Origin of the sequence: Azospirillum isscasi (assembly GCF_030849505.1) — a bacterium.
GTDB classification, from domain to species: Bacteria; Pseudomonadota; Alphaproteobacteria; order Azospirillales; family Azospirillaceae; genus Azospirillum; species Azospirillum isscasi.
Map to the genome: position 1 here is coordinate 1 of NZ_JAUJFI010000054.1, position 16,576 is coordinate 16,576.

Annotated in this window: 14 protein-coding genes; 6 read left to right on the forward strand and 8 right to left on the reverse strand. The window is 70.3% G+C overall.

Annotated features, from left to right (window positions below; genetic code table 11):
- Positions 1-156 precede the first annotated feature (156 nt).
- Positions 157-834 carry a TerC family protein gene (locus tag QSG27_RS12955; RefSeq protein WP_306706748.1) on the forward strand — a complete coding sequence of 226 codons (678 nt, stop codon included), beginning with the start codon at positions 157-159 and terminating at the stop codon, positions 832-834.
- A gap of 84 nt (positions 835-918) precedes the next feature.
- Complete coding sequence (locus QSG27_RS12960; RefSeq protein WP_306706749.1) at positions 919-3,111, forward strand: methyl-accepting chemotaxis protein; 2,193 nt, start codon at positions 919-921, stop codon at positions 3,109-3,111.
- A gap of 76 nt (positions 3,112-3,187) precedes the next feature.
- Here the strand turns inward: QSG27_RS12960 and QSG27_RS12965 are convergent, their stop codons facing one another.
- A complete protein-coding gene (locus QSG27_RS12965; protein ID WP_306706750.1) occupies positions 3,188-4,150 on the reverse strand; it encodes a replication initiator protein A in 963 nt (320 codons plus the stop codon).
- A 1,000-nt stretch (positions 4,151-5,150) separates the two neighbouring features.
- Here QSG27_RS12965 and QSG27_RS12970 point away from each other — a divergent pair.
- The 4 genes from QSG27_RS12970 to QSG27_RS12985 all read left to right on the forward strand — a co-directional run bounded on the left by QSG27_RS12970 (position 5,151) and on the right by QSG27_RS12985 (position 10,274).
- Positions 5,151-6,047 carry a hypothetical protein gene (locus QSG27_RS12970; protein WP_306706752.1) on the forward strand — a complete coding sequence of 299 codons (897 nt, stop codon included), beginning with the start codon at positions 5,151-5,153 and terminating at the stop codon, positions 6,045-6,047.
- Entirely contained in the window at positions 5,980-6,816 is an 837-nt protein-coding gene (locus QSG27_RS12975) for a hypothetical protein (RefSeq protein ID WP_306706811.1), read from the forward strand. The genes QSG27_RS12970 and QSG27_RS12975 overlap by 68 nt, the downstream gene beginning before the upstream one ends.
- A 135-nt stretch (positions 6,817-6,951) precedes the next feature.
- Positions 6,952-9,564 (forward strand): PAS domain S-box protein, encoded by a 2,613-nt coding sequence (locus tag QSG27_RS12980; protein WP_306706754.1) that lies wholly within the window; start codon positions 6,952-6,954, stop codon positions 9,562-9,564.
- 98 nt (positions 9,565-9,662) lie between these two features.
- Entirely contained in the window at positions 9,663-10,274 is a 612-nt protein-coding gene (locus QSG27_RS12985; protein WP_306706756.1) for a hypothetical protein, read from the forward strand.
- On the opposite strand, the gene QSG27_RS12990 is transcribed toward QSG27_RS12985, so the two are convergent.
- From QSG27_RS12990 to QSG27_RS13020, 7 genes are all read right to left on the reverse strand, one after another.
- Positions 10,264-10,611, reverse strand: coding sequence for a gamma-glutamylcyclotransferase family protein (locus QSG27_RS12990; RefSeq protein ID WP_306706758.1), 348 nt, complete (start codon positions 10,609-10,611; stop codon positions 10,264-10,266). The two genes, QSG27_RS12985 and QSG27_RS12990, sit on opposite strands and share 11 nt — an antisense overlap.
- Before the next feature lie 87 nt (positions 10,612-10,698).
- The gene (locus QSG27_RS12995) at positions 10,699-11,217 is read right to left on the reverse strand and encodes a flagellar protein FlgN (protein WP_306706760.1); all 519 of its coding nucleotides are present in this window, start codon (positions 11,215-11,217) and stop codon (positions 10,699-10,701) included.
- Positions 11,214-11,522 carry a rod-binding protein gene (locus QSG27_RS13000; RefSeq protein WP_306706762.1) on the reverse strand — a complete coding sequence of 103 codons (309 nt, stop codon included), beginning with the start codon at positions 11,520-11,522 and terminating at the stop codon, positions 11,214-11,216. The genes QSG27_RS12995 and QSG27_RS13000 overlap by 4 nt, the downstream gene beginning before the upstream one ends.
- Before the next feature lie 24 nt (positions 11,523-11,546).
- Positions 11,547-12,683, reverse strand: a complete 1,137-nt coding sequence (locus QSG27_RS13005; RefSeq protein WP_306706764.1) for a flagellar basal body P-ring protein FlgI — start codon at positions 12,681-12,683, stop codon at positions 11,547-11,549.
- A gap of 37 nt (positions 12,684-12,720) precedes the next feature.
- Positions 12,721-13,824 carry a flagellin gene (locus QSG27_RS13010; protein WP_306706765.1) on the reverse strand — a complete coding sequence of 368 codons (1,104 nt, stop codon included), beginning with the start codon at positions 13,822-13,824 and terminating at the stop codon, positions 12,721-12,723.
- 4 nt (positions 13,825-13,828) lie between these two features.
- Positions 13,829-15,226, reverse strand: a complete 1,398-nt coding sequence (flgK, locus tag QSG27_RS13015; protein ID WP_306706767.1) for a flagellar hook-associated protein FlgK — start codon at positions 15,224-15,226, stop codon at positions 13,829-13,831.
- A 25-nt stretch (positions 15,227-15,251) separates the two neighbouring features.
- Positions 15,252-16,484: a flagellar hook protein FlgE gene (locus tag QSG27_RS13020; protein ID WP_306706769.1), complete on the reverse strand. Its 1,233-nt coding sequence runs from the start codon at positions 16,482-16,484 to the stop codon at positions 15,252-15,254.
- Between the last annotated feature and the right edge of the window lie 92 nt (positions 16,485-16,576).

Genomic DNA, 16,576 nt, shown 5'->3' on the forward strand with positions numbered 1-16,576 from the left:
CCCTCTTCGTCACTCTCCTCCTCGTCACCTACGTCCCAACCTTCTCCCTCTGGCTCCCACATCTCCTCATGCGCTGACCGGGCGCCCCCACCGCACACACAAGGATACCGCGGGGCGCCCCAATCACCGGGCGCCCCGCTGCAATGGAGACCAATCATGCTGTCCGCCGAACTCTGGCCGCAACTCGTCGCCTTCGGGCAGGTGGTGGCCATCGATCTGGTGCTGGCCGGCGACAACGCCATCGTGGTCGGCATGGCCGCCGCCGCCGTTCCGGCGGAGCAGCGGCGCAAGGTCATCCTGTGGGGGATCAGCGCGGCCATCGTCCTGCGCATCCTCTTCGCGCTGATGACCACCCAGCTCCTCGCCATCATCGGGCTGACGCTGGCCGGCGGCGTGCTCCTGCTGTGGGTCTGCTGGAAGATGTTCCGCGAGCTGCATTCCGGCGGCGCCGAGGAGGTCACGCCGGAGGAGGCGCTGGACGCCCCCGACGTCCTGCCCGGAACCGCCTCCTTCAGCAGCGACGCCGCGGTCGTCGCCGCCAGCACCGCGACCGTGGCCGCCGCCGTCTGGCAGATCGTGGTGGCCGACGTGTCGATGTCGCTCGACAATGTGCTGGCCGTGGCCGGCGCCGCCAAGGAGCATCCGACCGTTCTGGTGCTCGGCCTGCTGCTTTCGGTGGCGCTGATGGGAGCCGCCGCCAACGTGATCGCACGTGTACTGCACAAACATCGCTGGATTGGTTGGATCGGGCTTGCGATCATCACCTATGTCGCGCTCGACATGGTCTGGCGGGGCTCGAACGAGGTTCTGGCCCACACGGCCTGGCTCGGCTGACGGGAAGAGAGAGGCCAAGGCCCGCCGCGGACGGCGCGCGGCGGTGCCGGAGAGAAACAAGACCGCCGTTGGGGAAGGGATGACATGTCCAAACCGATAAGAATCTCCCAGGAGAAGCCGGTCCGCCCAAGCCGGCTGGGCGGCGTTCAGGGCCGCCTGTTCACCGGCGTCGGCGCGGTGGTGTGCTGCACGCTCGCCGCCGTCGGGGTGGCGCTGACCGGCTATGCCGGTTTCGGCCGGACCCTGCACGTCATTACGGCGGAAGCCGTGCCGTCGGCGGTCGGCGCCCTGCGGGCGGCCCAGCACGCGGGCCGCATCGACGCGCTGGCCCCCGCCTTCCGCTCCGTCTCCAGCAAGGAGGAGAAGGCGGATCTGGCGGCGCGCATCACCATGGAGCGGCACGACTTCGAAAGCGAGCTGCGCGATCTGGCCGAGTTGGAACAGAACAGCGCCGGCTCCCGCCCCGCCGGCGAGTCCGAGACCGCCGCCGCCAGCAGCGCCGCCCAGGCCCTGCTCGCCAACGTCACGCGGCTCGATCAGGCCGCGGACCGGCGGATCGAGCTGAGCGACCACCGCGCCGAACTGCTGGAGCAGACCACCGTCGCAACGCGGCGCCTGTCGCAACTGGTGGCGCCCTGGAAGTCGATCCACAGCAGCGCGGTGGACATGCAGCGCGCCGCCTTCCGGGACGGCACCCGCTCCGCGGAGGAGCGGCTGAAGGCTGGCGAGGAGTATCTCCAGACCGAGGAGCGGCTGACCATCGTCCGCAGCATCGACGACGGCGCCGGCACCATCCGCGGCCTGCTGACCGAAGCCGCCGCCAGCGCCGACGAGAACCGGCTGTCGATCATCGAGGCGCAGACGCGCATCCTCCTGGCCACCATCGGCGCCAACACCGCACACCTGCCCGAAGCCTCGCGCGAGGCGATGGCCGAACCGCTGAAGGCGATCGAGACGCTCTCGGTCGAGCCGGAGGGGCTGATCCCCACCCGGCTGGCCGAGCTGGAGATCCTGAAGGCGCAGCGCGACCTGCTGACCGCGAACCTGACCCTGTCCGAAACGCTGTCCATGACGGTGCGGAACCTCGTGCACACGCAGGAGGACGCCATCGCCACCGCCGCCGCCGACAGCGAGAAGGCCCTGTCCAACGGCACGGTCCTGCAGATCGCGGTCGGCGCGGCCAGCCTGCTGCTGTCGGCGCTGGTGGTCCTGGTCTTCGTACGCCGGATGGTGGTGCGCCGCCTGCTCGCCCTCCAGGGCGGGATGGAGCGGATCGCCGCCGGCGACCTGGACGTGACGGTCCCGTCCGGCGGGCGCGACGAGATCACCGCCATGGCCCGCACGGTCGAGGTCTTCCGCGAGAACGCCGCCGCCAAGCGCCGGCTGGAGGCCGAGCAGGTCGAAGCCGCCCGCCGCGCCGAGGAGGAGCGCAAGCGCTCCCTGGAGGAGATCGCCAGCAGCTTCGAAGGGGCGGTGGGCAGCGTGGTCAGCCGCTTCGTGACGGAATCCACGGCGATGGAAGCGAGCGCCCGCAGCATGTCGGCGTCGGCGGAGGAGACCAACCGTCTCGCCACCAGCGTCGCCGCCGCGACCGAGCAGACCTCGGCCAACGTGGAGACGGTCGCCGCCGCGTCGGAGGAGCTGAGCAGCTCCATCGAGGAGATCACCCGCCAGATCGCCGAATCCACCAGCATCGCCCGCGAGGCGATGGCCCTGGCCGAGCGCGCCAACGGGCAGATCGGCGGGCTGGCTGAATCCGTGCAGAACATCGGGCGCGTGGTCGATCTGATCAACGACATCGCCAGCCAGACCAACCTGCTGGCGCTGAACGCGACCATCGAGGCCGCCCGCGCCGGCGAGGCCGGCAAGGGCTTCGCCGTCGTCGCCAACGAGGTGAAGGCGCTGGCCGCCCAGACCGCCCGCGCCACCGGCGACATCGCCGCCCAGGCCGCCGGCATCCAGAGCGCGACGGGCGAGGCCGTGCACGAGATCCAGGCCGTCGTCCAGGTGGTCACCCGCGTCGGCGCCATCGGCGCCACCATCGCCGCGGCGGTGGAGGAGCAGAGCGCCGCGACCCGGGAGATCGCCCGCAACGTCCATCAGGCGTCGCTGGGCACCACCGAGGTGACCCAGACCATCGCCGGGGTCAACGCCGCCGCCGACCGCAGCGGCACCGCCGCACGCACGCTCCTCGACAAGGCCCACGACCTCGCCGACGGCGCCAACGCGCTGAACCGCGAGCTGTCCGGCTTCCTCCAGCGCGTCCGCGCGAGCTGACGGCAGCGCCCTTCCCCAACATGGCCCTCAGGGGGCACCGCCGGGGAAGGGCGCCCGTGAGGGCGAGGACGAGGGGTCAGACCACCTCGTCGAACTCGACCTTGGGGATGTCGATCCAGTTGTCCGGCTCGCCGGCGTCCTTGCGCCAGAACAGAACGGGCAGGTCGGCGTTCAGAACACGGGCGACGGAGGCGCCGCGGGCCGTCATCGTCTCCTTGTACTCCGCGGCCTCGACGATCCGCACGCCGTAGCCGGGGATGCGGTCGGCCTGGAGCACCGGGCCGAGCGCGTTCTTGAATTTGCGCAGGTCGTTGTCGGAGCCGACCCGCTTGCGCAGCGGCTCCAGCGCCATCCAGAAGGCGTTGCCGTGGCCCAGATGGGCGCGGGCGATCTCGTAGAGCCGCTTCTCGATGGGCTTCAGCGCGAAGTAGTCCTCCGAATAGGTCAGCAGATTGTTGCCCAACGCCGCGCGCACCACCCAGTTCGACAACACCAGCGTCAGCCCGCGCACCTGACGCTCGCCGTCCTTCTTGCCGCGGCGGTACAGCAGCTTGTAGTCGGAAATCCAGGAGAAGGCGCCGCTTTCGCCCTCGCCCCCGGTTTCCAGGTTGGTCTTGATCTGCGTGCCCTGAAGCCGTTCCAGCGCCCCTTCGATCTTGTCGTAGGCGCTGCCCCCGGCGGTCTTGCCGACGATGCGCTGAAGATCGCTGGTGGTGAAGTGCAGCTTGCCGACCTCCGGGCCCATCTTGCCTTCCGCCATTTTCTCGCGCAGCAGCGAGACGGCATAGATCAGCACCGACTTGTCCCAGATCGTCGCGACGCCGACGTCGCGGGGGGCGCGCACCTCGATCTTCACCTTGCCGTCGTCGTAGGTGGGCAGGCTTTCCACCTTGTCCTTCGACAGACCGAACAGCGAATAGGCCATCAGGGCCCGGTCGTTGTTCACGTCGCCGCGCAGCGGCGAATCCAGCCGCAGCGCGAGCTGGACCGGGCGGTCCAGCAGTTCGGCGTTTTCCCTGTCGGTCTTGTGGTCGTCCATGCACCCTGTCTCCCCGGCCCCGCCGGTGGCGGTTACGGTCATGATTCCCGATACGCCCCTGCGGTTCCACGGCGCAGGCGCAAACGTCGCCATTCTGCCGAAAGATTCCTCATCGCCCGGAAACGACGTTGTGACCGTATGGACGAATGTCGCCGTTCTGCCAGTTCCTCCGGACGCTGTGCCCCGCCGGGGGGTTTCCCCGCCGAAAGCGTCCGCGTTCTGACGGTCCGGACTCCCCACAGGCCGTGAAATGGCGCTGAAAGGCTTGGATTCCCTGACTCTTTCCGGACTCCTGGGGCCCGGGAGGCGGCCCGGGAGGGAGCACATTGGCAGAACGGCGACACTCGCTTGCGCGAGTCGGAGTCCGATTCCCGGGCGATTCCCGGAGTCACCGAAGGGCCACAGCCCAGATTATTCGGCAGAACGGCGACATCGGGCGGACTCCGACACCCCGGCGCCTCGCCCCGTGCGAAGGAATCTTTCGGCAGAACGGCGACGTTTTCCGCTTGGTTTCTCGGCAGAACGGCGACACCCGAACACCGTCCGCCACCGTCACAGGGGCTTCAAAGCCTTGATTCCACTGACTCCGGCGCCCCGCACCACCGCAACCGGAGCGATTCCGACGCACGCATTTGAATCGTGGACAGCCTGTCGGGGCCACGACAACATCTTGCGCAACGGGCTCACCGCAGCCCGAACCGATAGCTTTTGAACCGTCCTTTTCGGGGACAGCCGCAAAACGCCGAAGGAGGCGAAGGATGACGTAACGGAGGACGCGACCTCCGGAAACACAAAGGGCACAGGTTTGGCGACCTGTGCCCTTGTGTACACCGAAGTGTCGGTAACCGATGGAAGACCGGGAGAACCGGACCCCCGCATCAGTGGTTTGGCGACTTCATGATGCCAGGGTGATTCCGGAAAACCAAGTGGAATCGCGGATTCCGCTGACGCTCCCTCTTTGTCTTCCGCCGGACTTGAAGCGCTGGATCATGGGAAGACAATGACCCCGTACACGACCTTGTACCGGCGATGGATTGGTGTGCCCGGCGTGGGTGCTGCGGAAATCGCGGTGCTCTCCGGCCTGTACGCGCGTGCGGACGCGGCCGGTGTCTGCACCGGTCTGGTCCAGGACGAGCTGGCGGCCGAACTCGGCAAGAGCCGTCCGTGGCTGTCCGCCGTGCTGACCAAGTTGCAGGCCCCGGACCTGTCCCTGGTGGAAGCCCGCCGTGAACGCGGCTTCCGCGGGATGGTCTATGCCTTGGTGGGCGCGCAGGACACCGACTCTTCCGGTCGGCCCGCCGACGCCATCGGTCAGCCGGCTGACGGACTCCTAGGAACTGTGAATCCCTGGAATCCTGATTCTCAAAACTCCTCCTCCTTCCGGGCGGAGGGATCGGTTGGCAAGCCGGATGGCCAATCGGACCGCAAGGGCCGGGACGCCCTGGCGGAGGACTGGCAGCCGGACGCCGCCGATCTGGCCTGGGCCACGGACGCCCGTCCGGAGGTCGATCCCGCCACGGTGACCCGCAAATTCGTGTCCTGGTGCCGCAAGGCCAACGCCCGCAACGGCTACAGCCCCGCCGATCCGTCCGGCGCGTGGCGCAAGTGGGTGGCCCGCGAGCTGGTTGCCCCCGCCCCCACCCCCGCCGACGCGACGCCGTCCCAAACGCCGTCTTCCCAAACGTCTCCCTTCCAAACCTCTGCCGACACCGTCGTCCCGTTCGACACTGCCCGCCGCCCTTCCAACCGGAGCGACCAGAATGACCGCCGCAGCCCTGACCGCCAGCCTTCCGAGCCTTCCCGCCAGCACCGCTCCGCAGGCCCCGGACATGGCGTGGCTGCCCGCAACGCCGGCGTCCTCTCTGCCCTGCGCGATCGCCTCGCTCGCCCGGCTTGAGCGGGCCGACCTGCGCTTCGAGATCGCGGACTGCAAGCCGGAAGAGATCGGGGCGCTGGCCGAGCGGGTGGAGGCGGTCCTTGAGGCCGCCTGCCCGGCGATCGGCGTGGAGAATGTGCTGACCGGCATCGAGAAGCTGGCCGCCCGCTTCGGCCTGGAGCTTCCGGACGCCGACGTGCTGGAGGCCGACATCCTCGACATGGCCGGCTGGCCCGCCGAGGAGTGGATCGCCGGTTTCCGCGGGGTCTGGTCCTCCTTCCGGTCGGGGTACCGGCGCTTCCCCACGGTCGGCGACTTCCGCGCCGCCGCCGGTCAGGCGTCGGTGGACGGTGGAATGGCGGCCCTGCGCCGGCTGGCCCTGGCTCTGCGCCAGGAGCAACAGTTCCGCGCCCGCGAGATCGCCTTCCGCCGCCGTCAGAAGGAAAAGGAAGCGGAAACCGCCCGCCGGCAGCAGGCCATGGCCCTCGAAGCGTCGATGGCCGCCCCGCTCTCCCCGGTGCAGGACGATTCGCAAATGAACATGGCCGCCGCACGGCCTTTGGCCGAGGCTACGGTTGCTGCGCGGAAGACCCTCCCAAAAGATCTGACCACAAAAGGCATCCACACCACGGTATGCAGAGGTGGACGCCCACTTTCTTTCAGTAAGAGCCGGCGCATGAAAAGTTCACCTCCAGAAACCGGACGGTCCCAAGACTGTGGGCGGGGCAGCGGAGGCGCAGCGATGGCTTGGCAGGCCCTTCAATACTCCGACCGGGGAACGCCTGTATAATCAGCCTCATCCCATCGGCCCAGATTCCGGTGGCGAACCACGAAAGGGCGGAGCAAGATACGATAGTCTGTTGGTGTCCCAAACCTTTCGGATCGCCCCTCCATGCTGTCGAAGAAGGTAATCCATCGGCAACCGATGACACTGCGCGGGTACCTGTTGAGGCTCGTGCTCGTCACGCTGGTGCCGATGCTTCTGCTCGGCGGGATGCTCATCGGCTGGCTGGTGCAGCAGCAGCGGGAGGCCGTCGAGAACAACATGTCCGACACGGCGGAGGCGCTGGCCCTGATCGTGGACCGGGAACTGGGGGCGACCATCGACGCGCTGCGGGCGCTGTCGCGCGCCGACGCGCTGGCCGACGACGATCCCGCCGGCTTTTACGAGCGGGCGATCCTGGCGCTGGCGCAGCATCCATCCTGGACCAACATCGCCCTGATCGACCCTTCGGGGCGGCAGATCGCCAACACGGCGGTGCGGCTCGGCGCCCCGCTGCCGGGCGTGCCCCAGCGCGACGCCCTGCAACGGGTGATCGCGACCCGCCAGCCGGCGGTGTCCGATCTGGTGACCGCGACGGCGGGCGACCGTCCGGCGATCGCCGTCATGGTGCCGGTGCCGGGCGGTGACGGCGGCCTGCGCCACATCCTGTCGGCGGTGGTCGATCCGCAGACCTGGAGCACGCTTCTGGAGGGCTTCGAAACCCGGTCCGGCCTGATCGCCGCGATCATCGACGGGCAGAACCGGATCGCCGCCCGCTCGCGCGAGCATACGGAGTATCTGGGGCGGGAGGTGCCGGACTGGTTCCTGGCGGCGCGCGGGACGGCGGCGACCGGCAACTACCGGGGCGCCACGCTGGACGGGGTGGAGATCATCGGAGCCTTCCACCGCACGCGGCTCGCCGGCTGGACCCTGGTCGCCGCGACGCCGACCGAGGCCGTGCTGAATCCCCTGAACCGCACGGCCGTTCTGGCGCTGGGGCTGGGCGTGATCCTGCTGGGCGTGTCGCTGGCCTCGGCGGCGTTCTTCGCCCGGCGGCTCGCCCTCCCCGTCCGGGAACTGGCCGCCCACGGCGGCAACCTGATGGAGGGGCAGCCCATCCGCTACGGCGGCGGCGTGCCGGTGCGCGAGATCGACGAGCTGCACCGCGTCCTGGCCGAGGCCAGCGCCGCGCTGGTCGGCGCCAGCGAGTCCGCGGCCCATGCGGAGGCGCGCCACCGCTCCATCGTGGACACGGCGGTGGACGCCATCGTGGTCATCGACCGCGTCGGCACCCTGCACGGCTTCAACCGCGCCGCGGAACGCATCTTCGGCTACGCCGCGGAGGAGGTTCTGGGCCGCAACGTCAGCATGCTGATGCCCGAGCCGGACCGCAGCGCCCACGACGGCTATCTGGAGCGCTACCACCGCACCGGGGAGCGGCGGATCATCGGCATCGGACGCGAGGTGTGGGGCCGGCGCAAGGACGGATCGGTGTTCCCGCTGGAACTGTCGGTGGCCGAATGGCGGGCCGACGGCGAGATCCGCTTCACCGGCATCGTCCGCGACATCACCGCCCGCAAGGCGGCGGAGGAGGCGTTGCTCGCCGCCAAGGACGCGGCGGAGCAGGCGATGGAGCGCGCCCTGCAGGCCGCGGACGAGGCCCGGCGGGAGAAGACCCGCGCCGAGAAGGCGGAGCGGGCGAAGACCCAGTTCCTCGCGGCGGCCAGCCACGACCTGCGCCAGCCCGTGCAGTCTCTCTATTTCTTCGCGCAGGTGCTGGGCGACAAGCTTCAGGGCCGGTCCGGCCATGAGCTGGTGGCCAGCATGGGCCATTCGCTGGACGCACTGAAGCTGCTGCTGGACGGGCTGCTGGACGTGTCGCGGCTCGACGCCGGGGCGGTGGAGCCCAGCGTCACCGAATGCGCGGTCGGCCCGCTGCTCGACCGGCTGGCGGCGGAATACGGGCCGCAGGCGGACGGGCAAGGGCTGCGGCTGCGGGTGGTGCCGACCTCGCTGTGGGCGCGCACCGATCCGATGCTGCTGGAGCGCATCCTGCGCAACCTGATCGAGAACGCGCTGCGCTACACCGAGCGGGGCGGGGTCGTGGTCGGCTGCCGGCGGCGCAACGGCGCGCTGCGGATCGAGGTGGCCGACAGCGGGGCCGGCGTGCCGGAGGAGTTGCAGCAGGCCGTCTTCGAGGAGTTCTTCCAGATCGGCAACCCCGAGCGCGACCGGGCCAAGGGGCTCGGCCTCGGCCTCGCCATCGTGAAGCGGCTGGCCGGGCTGCTCGGCCACACGGTGGCGCTGCGGTCGCGGCCCGGACGGGGCAGCGTCTTCTCGGTCGAGCTTCCCTCCGTGCGTCCCCGCGCCATCCTGCGCCGCAACGGGGCGGAGCGGGCCAACGACGACGGGCAGGGGCTGGTGGTGGTCATCGACGACGAGGCCATCGTCCTGCTCAGCCTGCGCACCCTGCTGGAGCAGTGGGGCTACGAGGTGGTCGCCGCCGTGTCGGGGGAGGAGGCGGTGGACCTGCTGCACGGGCTGGGCCGCATGCCGGACCTCATCATCGCCGATTACCGCCTGCGCGAGGGGCGGACGGGGGTGGAGGCGATCCGCGACATCCACGGCGTCTGCGGCGTGCGCATCCCCGCCGTGGTGCTGACCGGCGACACCGCGCCCGAACGCATCACCGAAATCCGCGGCGCCGGCTTCCGCCTCGTCCACAAGCCGATCACCCCGCACATCCTGCGCGAGCTGCTGAAGCCCGCGGCCTGACCGGGACGACGATCGGGAAGGGCCGGTTTTTGACCCTGGCTGCCCGCCGGCCCGGTCTTTAGATTTTCCGCCTCCTTGGGGGAAGAGGGAGACGGGACATGAACTGGAGCAAGGGGTTGTGGCGGGGCTGGCTTGCCGCCGCCCTGCTGTGGGTGGCGGTGGTCGCCGCCTTCGCCGCCGCCGATCTGCGGGACCGGCAGCCCTTCGCCGGGCTTTACGCCTATTCGGACGCGAAGGACGCCTTCCTGCCGCAGCGCTACGCCGCCGACGAAGCGGTGGTTGAGGATGGGGTGAGGCGGGGCGTCGTAGCGCGGACGGACTTCGCCGACGGCACCACCCTGGCGGCCCCGCCGGATCTCGGCGAGGAGCGTCTGAAGGAGATCGCCGACCGCTTCTGGGCGGAGCGCTGGGCGCGCCGGGCCGACGCGCTGTGGCCCTGGGGCCTGCGCGCCGCCGTGCCGCCGCTGCTCCTTCTGCTGTCCGGCGCCTTCCTCCTGTGGATCGCCCGCGGCTTCCGCCCGGCGGAGGTCCCCATGGAGGCGGCTGCGGAGATGGCCGTGGAAACGGCTGTGGAGTCGGGGGCGGAGGGGGAAACGCCGAAGGCCGTCTTCAACACGCGCTCGGCGGGCGGGCTGCCGCCCTTCATCCGTTCCCTGGGGCCGGACCCCAGGCGCCGCCGCGTGCTGGGGGCGGGCCGCCTTACGCCTTGACGTACACCCAGGCTTCGGCGCCGGACTTCAGGCGGACGGCGACGCGCTTGTAGTCGGACACCTCGTAGGCATCCGCCGCCGCCAGCTCCGCCGGGGTGATCCGGAACAGCGTGCCGGCCACCTCGTCCGCCGGGTCGCCGCTTTCCATCACCACGGGGTGGAAGCGCTTGCCGCTGGTGCGGATCACGTCCGGGTCGGTGATCTCCAGCATCTCCTGCCGGTAACCCGGCATGGCATCCGCGGTGCCGGTGAGCAGCCGCCCGAAGGACGCGATCTGCACGTCCTCCTGTTGCAGGGTCCCATAGGAGAAGAGAAGGACCGTATCCGTCGCGTCCATGGCCGCTGAACCTTCTGCCCGCTGTGCGATGCCGCAGGCTACCGCACAACGGTGGCGGGATGCAGCCGTGGATCGCTCGGAACCGTTCTACAACTCCGCGTTCAGGCCGGAGGCCGACAGCTCGACCGGGCGCACCGCGTGGCCAGTGGGGGCGTAGAGACCGTCGCTGGCCGCCTTTTCCAGGGCCACCAGCAGGCTGCGGTTGATCGACAGCACGGCCTTGCGCATGGCGACCAGCCCCGCCGCGTTCTCGTTGATGGCTCGGTCCAGCCGCTCCACCCGGTCCAGGATCATGGCGCGCAGGTCGTCGTTCAGCCGCAGGGTGCCCGCCTGGGCCATGATGCCGCCCAGCCGGTCGGCCATCGCCTGCTTGCGCCGGGCGTAGCCCTCCAGCCCGTCCAGCGTGCCGGCGGAGAGCGCCGCCGTCTCCTCCTCCAGCAGGGCGCTCAGCTCCGCCACCGTGTCCAGGAACTCCGTCATGACGACGGCGGTCGGCCCATCGGCGAGGGCGGGCGCCTCCGGCTCCGGAAGGGCGGGGGCGATCTCCTCGACCGGCTTGGCGTCGGGGGCGAATTCGCGGATCAGGTCCTTGAAACGGCGGCTCATCCCTGGCTTCCTTCCGCGGTTTGACCATAGAGGCGGGCCACGTCGGCCTGGACCATGCGGCCGATGCCCAGCGTGCCGGCCTCCGCGATGGCCTTGCCGTATTCCTGGAGCATGAAGCTGCGCCACGTCCGCTCGCCCTGGCCGCCGCCGAAGGCGTGGCCGGCCTCCAGCCCGGCGAACATGGATTCCAGCATCTGTCCGACCATCAGCGCCTCGAACTCCTGGCCGGCTTTCTCGGCGGCGGCACGGTCCGACGCGGCGGGTTTCGCGGCGGGGGCGGTCGTGGAAAGGGGGGAGATGTCCATCGCGTCGTCTTCCAGCCGGAGGGGTCAGATGATTTCCAGATCGGCGTGCAGGGCGCCCGCCGCCTTGATGGCCTGGAGGATGGCGACCATGTCGCGCGGACCGACGCCCAGCGCGTTCAGCCCGTTGACGAGCTGCTGCAGGCTGACGTTGCCGCCGATGGTCACGAACTGGCGCCCGTTGCCCTCCTGCACCTGCACGTCGGTGCGCGGCACCACCACCGTCTGCCCGTCGGAGAAGGGCTGCGGCTGCGACACCTGGGGCGTTTCCACCACGCGGACGGTCAGGTTGCCCTGGGTGATGGCGACGCGGCTGATGCGCACGTCGTCGCCGATGACCACGGTGCCGCTGCGCTCGTCCACCACCACGCGGGCGATGCCGTCCGGGCGGACGGTGAGCTGCTCGATGTCGCCGATCAGCCGGGCGACCGCGCCGTTGTAGCGGGGCGGGATGCGCACATCGACCGTCGTGGAATCCAGCACATGGACCGCGCTGCCGCCCAGCCGCACCGCCACCGCGTCGGCGATGCGGTTGGCGGTGGTGAAGTCGGGGTTGCGCAGCGCCATGCGCACGCCGGTCACCTCGTCCAGCGCGAATTTCAGCTCCCGCTCGACGATGGCGCCGTTGGCGACGCGGGCGCTGGTCGGCACGCCCTTGGTCACGTTGGCCGCCGCCCCGCCCGCGGAGAAGCCGCTGACCGACAGCGACCCCTGGGCCACGGCGTAGGCCTGCCCGTCCGCGCCCAGCAGCGGGGTGACCAGCAGCGTGCCGCCGAGCAGGCTGGTGGCGTCGCCCAGAGCCGACACGGTGATGTCGATGGTCGTGCCCTGGCGGGCGAAGGGCGGCAGCGAGGCCGTGACCATCACCGCCGCGGCGTTGCGGGTGCGCAGCACCTCGTCGCGGGTGTTGATGCCCAGCCGTTCCAGCATGCCCTTCAGGCTCTGCTCGGTGAAGGGCGTGTTGATGAGACGGTCGCCCGAGCCGTTCAGCCCGACCACGAGGCCGTAGCCGATGAGCTGGTTGCGGCGCACCCCGTCGAAGGTGACGAGATCCTTCACCCGCGTCTGGGCCAGCCCCTCCCCCGCGGCGGCGGCTGCGGCCAGCAGGCAGGCCGCGGCCAGCGCGGCCATGCGGAAGGCTCGGCGGATCGGACCGTGCTTCATCGAACCGTCTTTCGTCGGCTGCAGGGGCAAAGCCGTCCTACAGGTAATTGGTCAGGCTCATCCGGGCGATGCGGGCGGTGGCCGCCGAGGTCGCCTCGATCTGCACTTCGAGCTGGTTCATGCGCAGGCTGGCCTCCGCCGGATCGACGCTTTCCATCGCGTCGAGCTGGTCGTTGAGGATGCGGAGCTGCGTGGTGTGCATGTCCGCCACGTCGTCGAGCTGCGCGCGGTGGATGCCGAGCTGCGCCGTGGCCTCGCGCACCCCTTCCAGCCCGCCCGACACCTTGGCGACCGCCGCCTCCATGTAGGGCTTGTAGGCGTCCAGCGGCAGTTGGCTGGTGTCCAGGCCGGCCAGCATGTAGAGGCCCTGGAGCAGGTCCCGCATCGCCGGGTCGTTGGCCTGGATGCCGTACGGGATTTCGGTCGAGCGGTCGGGCCGGGCGCTGAGGCGCGGGGTGTCGGCGCCGCCCGGCTGAAGGGCCGTGGCCCCCCGGTACAGGCCGCCCTCGAACCCCTGGGTCAGCGGCGGCGGCAGGGGAAGGGCGGGGTCGCGCACCGAGAACAGCTCGTCCAGCACCGCCACGGCGGCGGCGGTTTCGGCGGGGGTCTGCGGCGAGGACGTGCCGCCGGTGGCCGCGGCGATGGCGTCCTGCACGATCCGAAGGGGCGAAGGCAGGCCGGACTCGTCGCCCTGGACGGCGCGCATGGGCGGCGTCTTCACCTCCACCCCGCCGAACAGATAGCCGTTGCCGGAGGAGGCGTTCAGCATGCCCACCACCTGATCCAGCATGGCGCGCGCCCGCACCTGGAGCGAACTGCCGGTGGGCGAGGGCTGGCCCAGCCCGACCGAGGCGGCGGCCAGCACGTCCTGCCCGGCGGACAGGATGTTGGTCAGCGCGCTGTCCATGGTGCCCAGCCGGCCTTGCAGCAGGGCGGTGGACTTCAGGGTCTGGTCGGTCTCGTCATAGAGGTTGCGCAGCGCGATGGCCTGGCCGGTGCGCGCACCCAGCGCCTTGGCGACGTCGAAATGCCTGCCGCTGGCGATCTCGTCGTTGTTGCGCAGCCGTTCGAGCTGAAGATCGGTGTTGGCGGTCTGGAGGCGCTTGGCAAGACCGAGGGTGGAGACGGCGTTGTAGAGCATGGCGTCAGTTCCGGATCTGGAGCAGCGTGTCGAGCATCCGCCCGGCGGCCTGGAGCACCTGCGCGCTGGCGCCGTAGCTCTGCTCGATCAGCAGGAGTTTCTGCATCTCGTCGTCCACATTCACGCCGTCGCGGTTGATCCGCGCCGATTGCAGCGCGTCGGCGCTGATCTTGCGGGTCTTCATCTCGGACTCGGCGGTGGTGCGGTAGCCCTGCTGGGTGGAGACCATGCCGGTGGCGTAGTCGCCCAGCGTGGCCGAGGCCGGCAGGTCCGGCGCGGCGAAGCTGCGGGCGGCGGAGAAGACGGACAGGAAGCGGTCGATCTGCGTGGTGTCGCCGGACGGCAGGGGCGCGCCCGCCTGGACGCCGCTCTGCACCATCCAGGGGTTGCCGCGGACGCTGCCGTTGACGGCGATGCGCGAGGCCAGCCCGTCCGTCGCGCCGAAGGCGGCGCCGGCATCGGTGAACAGGCCGGGCTGGGTGGGGTCGGCCTCCGCCGCCTGGAACTGCTGCACGATGCCCGCCGCCAGCTCGTCGAGCTGGGCCAGCGCGCGGGGCATGTCCTGATAGGCGGCCTGGACATAGCCCATGATGCGCCCGCTCTGGATGTCCTGCTCCGGGTTGCCGGAAAGGACCTTTCCGCCGGCCACCAGATCGCCGCCCGCGAGCTGGAGCGGCTGCGCGCCCGGCGGCAGCTCGCGGTCCAGAAGCGTCTGGCCGTTGCGGGTCATCACCACCACCTCCCCGCTTTCGCGGGTGTGGGTGCGGATGCCGATCTCCTCCGACACCTGGTCGAGCAGCCGGTCGCGCTCGTCCATCAGGTCGCCGGCGTCGGCGCCCTTGGCCTTCTGGCTGGCGATGGCGCCGTTCAGCTCCCCGATGCGGACCAGCGAGCGGTTCACCTCGTCCACGGAGGACTGGAGCCGCGCCTTGGCGTCGTTCCGCACGGTGACGGCGGCGGATGCCGTGTCGTGCAGCCGGCGCACCAGCGATTCCGCGGAATCCACCACGGCGGAGCGCGCCGCCTCGTTGTCCGCCTGGTTGCGGAGCTGGCTGAAGGACTGCTGGAGCTTCGCCAGCGCGGTGGAGACGGACCGCTCGTCCTGCGGCTGGCCCAGCGCCGCCGCGTAGTCGGCCAGCGCCGAGGCGCGGGTTTCCTGGGCGGTGTAGCGGCTCTGCTCGAACCGGGCGTCGCGGATCAGGAACTCGTCCACGCTGCGCAGCACGCCGTCCACGCGCACGCCCTGGCCGCGCCCGCCGCTGACCGCGGTGGAGACCGCCAGATCCTTGCGGACGAAGCCGGCGGTGGTGGCGTTGGTGATGTTGTGCGACACCAGGGCGGCTTGCTGCTGGGTCGCGCGCAGCCCGGACAGGGCGGCGCTGAGGGCCAGTTGGAGGCTCATGGCGGGCTATCCCCTTTCCCGTCCGTCAGCGCTTCAGGCGGGTGGTCTCGTCCACCATCTCGTCGGCGGTGCGCACCAGCGTGGCGTTCGACGAATAGGCGCGCTGCGTCTCGATCAGCGACACCAGCTCCTCCGCGATGTCCACGTTCGACTGCTCCAGCGCGTAGCCGGCGACGGCGCCCGCCGTGCCGCTGTTGCCGGTGCTCAGCGTCATCGTGCCGCTGTCGATGCCCAGCGTGTAGGTGTTGCCGTCCTGCGGGACCAGACCGCCGGGGTTGACCACGTCGGCGACCGGCACCTGATAGAGCGGCTGGCGGGCGCCGTTGTCGTAGACGGCCCACAGCGTGCCCGCCTTGTCGATGTCCACCGTGCTGACGCGGCCCGCGCGGGCGCCGTCGCCCATGAACTGCGGCACGTAATCGCCGTTGAGCTGCGTCAGGTTGCCGATGGCCACGTTGACGGTGTCCGGGGTCGGGTTGGCCGGGGAGGTCAGCGTGACCTGGGGCAGCGCGCCCGCCGGCAGGCCGGCGTTGGCGCCCGTGGTGTCGAAGGTGACGGTGCCGGTGGACAGGGCGGCGGCGTAGCCGGGGGGCGCCGTGACCGACAGGCTCCATTCGTTCGGGTTGGCCGTCTTCGTCCAGGTCATCGTGACGTCGAGCGGGTTGCCGAGCCCGTCATAGAGCGAGGTGGAGGTGTCGAAGCTGGTGCCCGCGGTGGCCTGCGCCGGCAGGTTGCCGGAGAAGTTCATCTGCGTCGTCTTGCTGCCGCCGTAGGCCAGCCCGGCGATGGAGACGGCGCTCATCCCGTCGAAGCCGTTGCGGTTCACGGCGGGCAGGCTGCCGTCCGGTCCCAGCTTCCACGCCTGGAGATACTGGCCGGCGCTGTTGCGCAGGAAGCCCTGGTCGTCGGGCAGGAAGCTGCCGGCGCGGGTCAGCGCGTAGCCGGGCGAGTTCCCGGTGTTGCCGGCGTTGTCGGCGACGACGAAGAAGCCGCGCCCCTCGATGGCCATGTCGGTGGCGGACTGGGTGCCCTGGATGGTCCCGTCCTTCAACACCTGATAATGCACGTTGGAGCGCACGCCGCCCGCGGCGTAGCTGGTCGTCGAGCCGGAGGAGGTCATCAGCGTCGAGAAATCGACCGCGGCGCGCTTGTAGCCGATGGTGGCGGAATTGCTGATGTTGTCCGAAATGGCGGCCATCCGCGAGCTTTGCGCGGACATCCCGCTCACACCGGACCGCATGGCGCTGAACAGGCTCATCGGGAGATCCTCATCTCAAGTCGGTTGGGCCGGAAGCGAGCCACGGGATTCTCCGCGATGGACTTCGGAAGGGAGAGTACAGGGGGGCTTTT

What these genes read in the sequence shown, in the direction of transcription:
- QSG27_RS12965 (WP_306706750.1), bottom strand. Translation starts at nt 4,150, where the DNA reads ATGGACGACCACAAGACCGACAGGGAAAACGCCGAACTGCTGGACCGC.
- QSG27_RS12955 (WP_306706748.1), top strand. Translation starts at nt 157, where the DNA reads ATGCTGTCCGCCGAACTCTGGCCGCAACTCGTCGCCTTCGGGCAGGTG.
- QSG27_RS12980 (WP_306706754.1), top strand. Translation starts at nt 6,952, where the DNA reads ATGACACTGCGCGGGTACCTGTTGAGGCTCGTGCTCGTCACGCTGGTG.
- QSG27_RS12970 (WP_306706752.1), top strand. Translation starts at nt 5,151, where the DNA reads ATGACCCCGTACACGACCTTGTACCGGCGATGGATTGGTGTGCCCGGC.
- QSG27_RS12995 (WP_306706760.1), bottom strand. Translation starts at nt 11,217, where the DNA reads ATGAGCCGCCGTTTCAAGGACCTGATCCGCGAATTCGCCCCCGACGCC.
- QSG27_RS13005 (WP_306706764.1), bottom strand. Translation starts at nt 12,683, where the DNA reads ATGAAGCACGGTCCGATCCGCCGAGCCTTCCGCATGGCCGCGCTGGCC.
- QSG27_RS12990 (WP_306706758.1), bottom strand. Translation starts at nt 10,611, where the DNA reads ATGGACGCGACGGATACGGTCCTTCTCTTCTCCTATGGGACCCTGCAA.
- QSG27_RS13020 (WP_306706769.1), bottom strand. Translation starts at nt 16,484, where the DNA reads ATGAGCCTGTTCAGCGCCATGCGGTCCGGTGTGAGCGGGATGTCCGCG.
- QSG27_RS13000 (WP_306706762.1), bottom strand. Translation starts at nt 11,522, where the DNA reads ATGGACATCTCCCCCCTTTCCACGACCGCCCCCGCCGCGAAACCCGCC.
- flgK (WP_306706767.1), bottom strand. Translation starts at nt 15,226, where the DNA reads ATGAGCCTCCAACTGGCCCTCAGCGCCGCCCTGTCCGGGCTGCGCGCG.
- QSG27_RS13010 (WP_306706765.1), bottom strand. Translation starts at nt 13,824, where the DNA reads ATGCTCTACAACGCCGTCTCCACCCTCGGTCTTGCCAAGCGCCTCCAG.
- QSG27_RS12975 (WP_306706811.1), top strand. Translation starts at nt 5,980, where the DNA reads ATGGCGTGGCTGCCCGCAACGCCGGCGTCCTCTCTGCCCTGCGCGATC.
- QSG27_RS12985 (WP_306706756.1), top strand. Translation starts at nt 9,663, where the DNA reads ATGAACTGGAGCAAGGGGTTGTGGCGGGGCTGGCTTGCCGCCGCCCTG.
- QSG27_RS12960 (WP_306706749.1), top strand. Translation starts at nt 919, where the DNA reads ATGTCCAAACCGATAAGAATCTCCCAGGAGAAGCCGGTCCGCCCAAGC.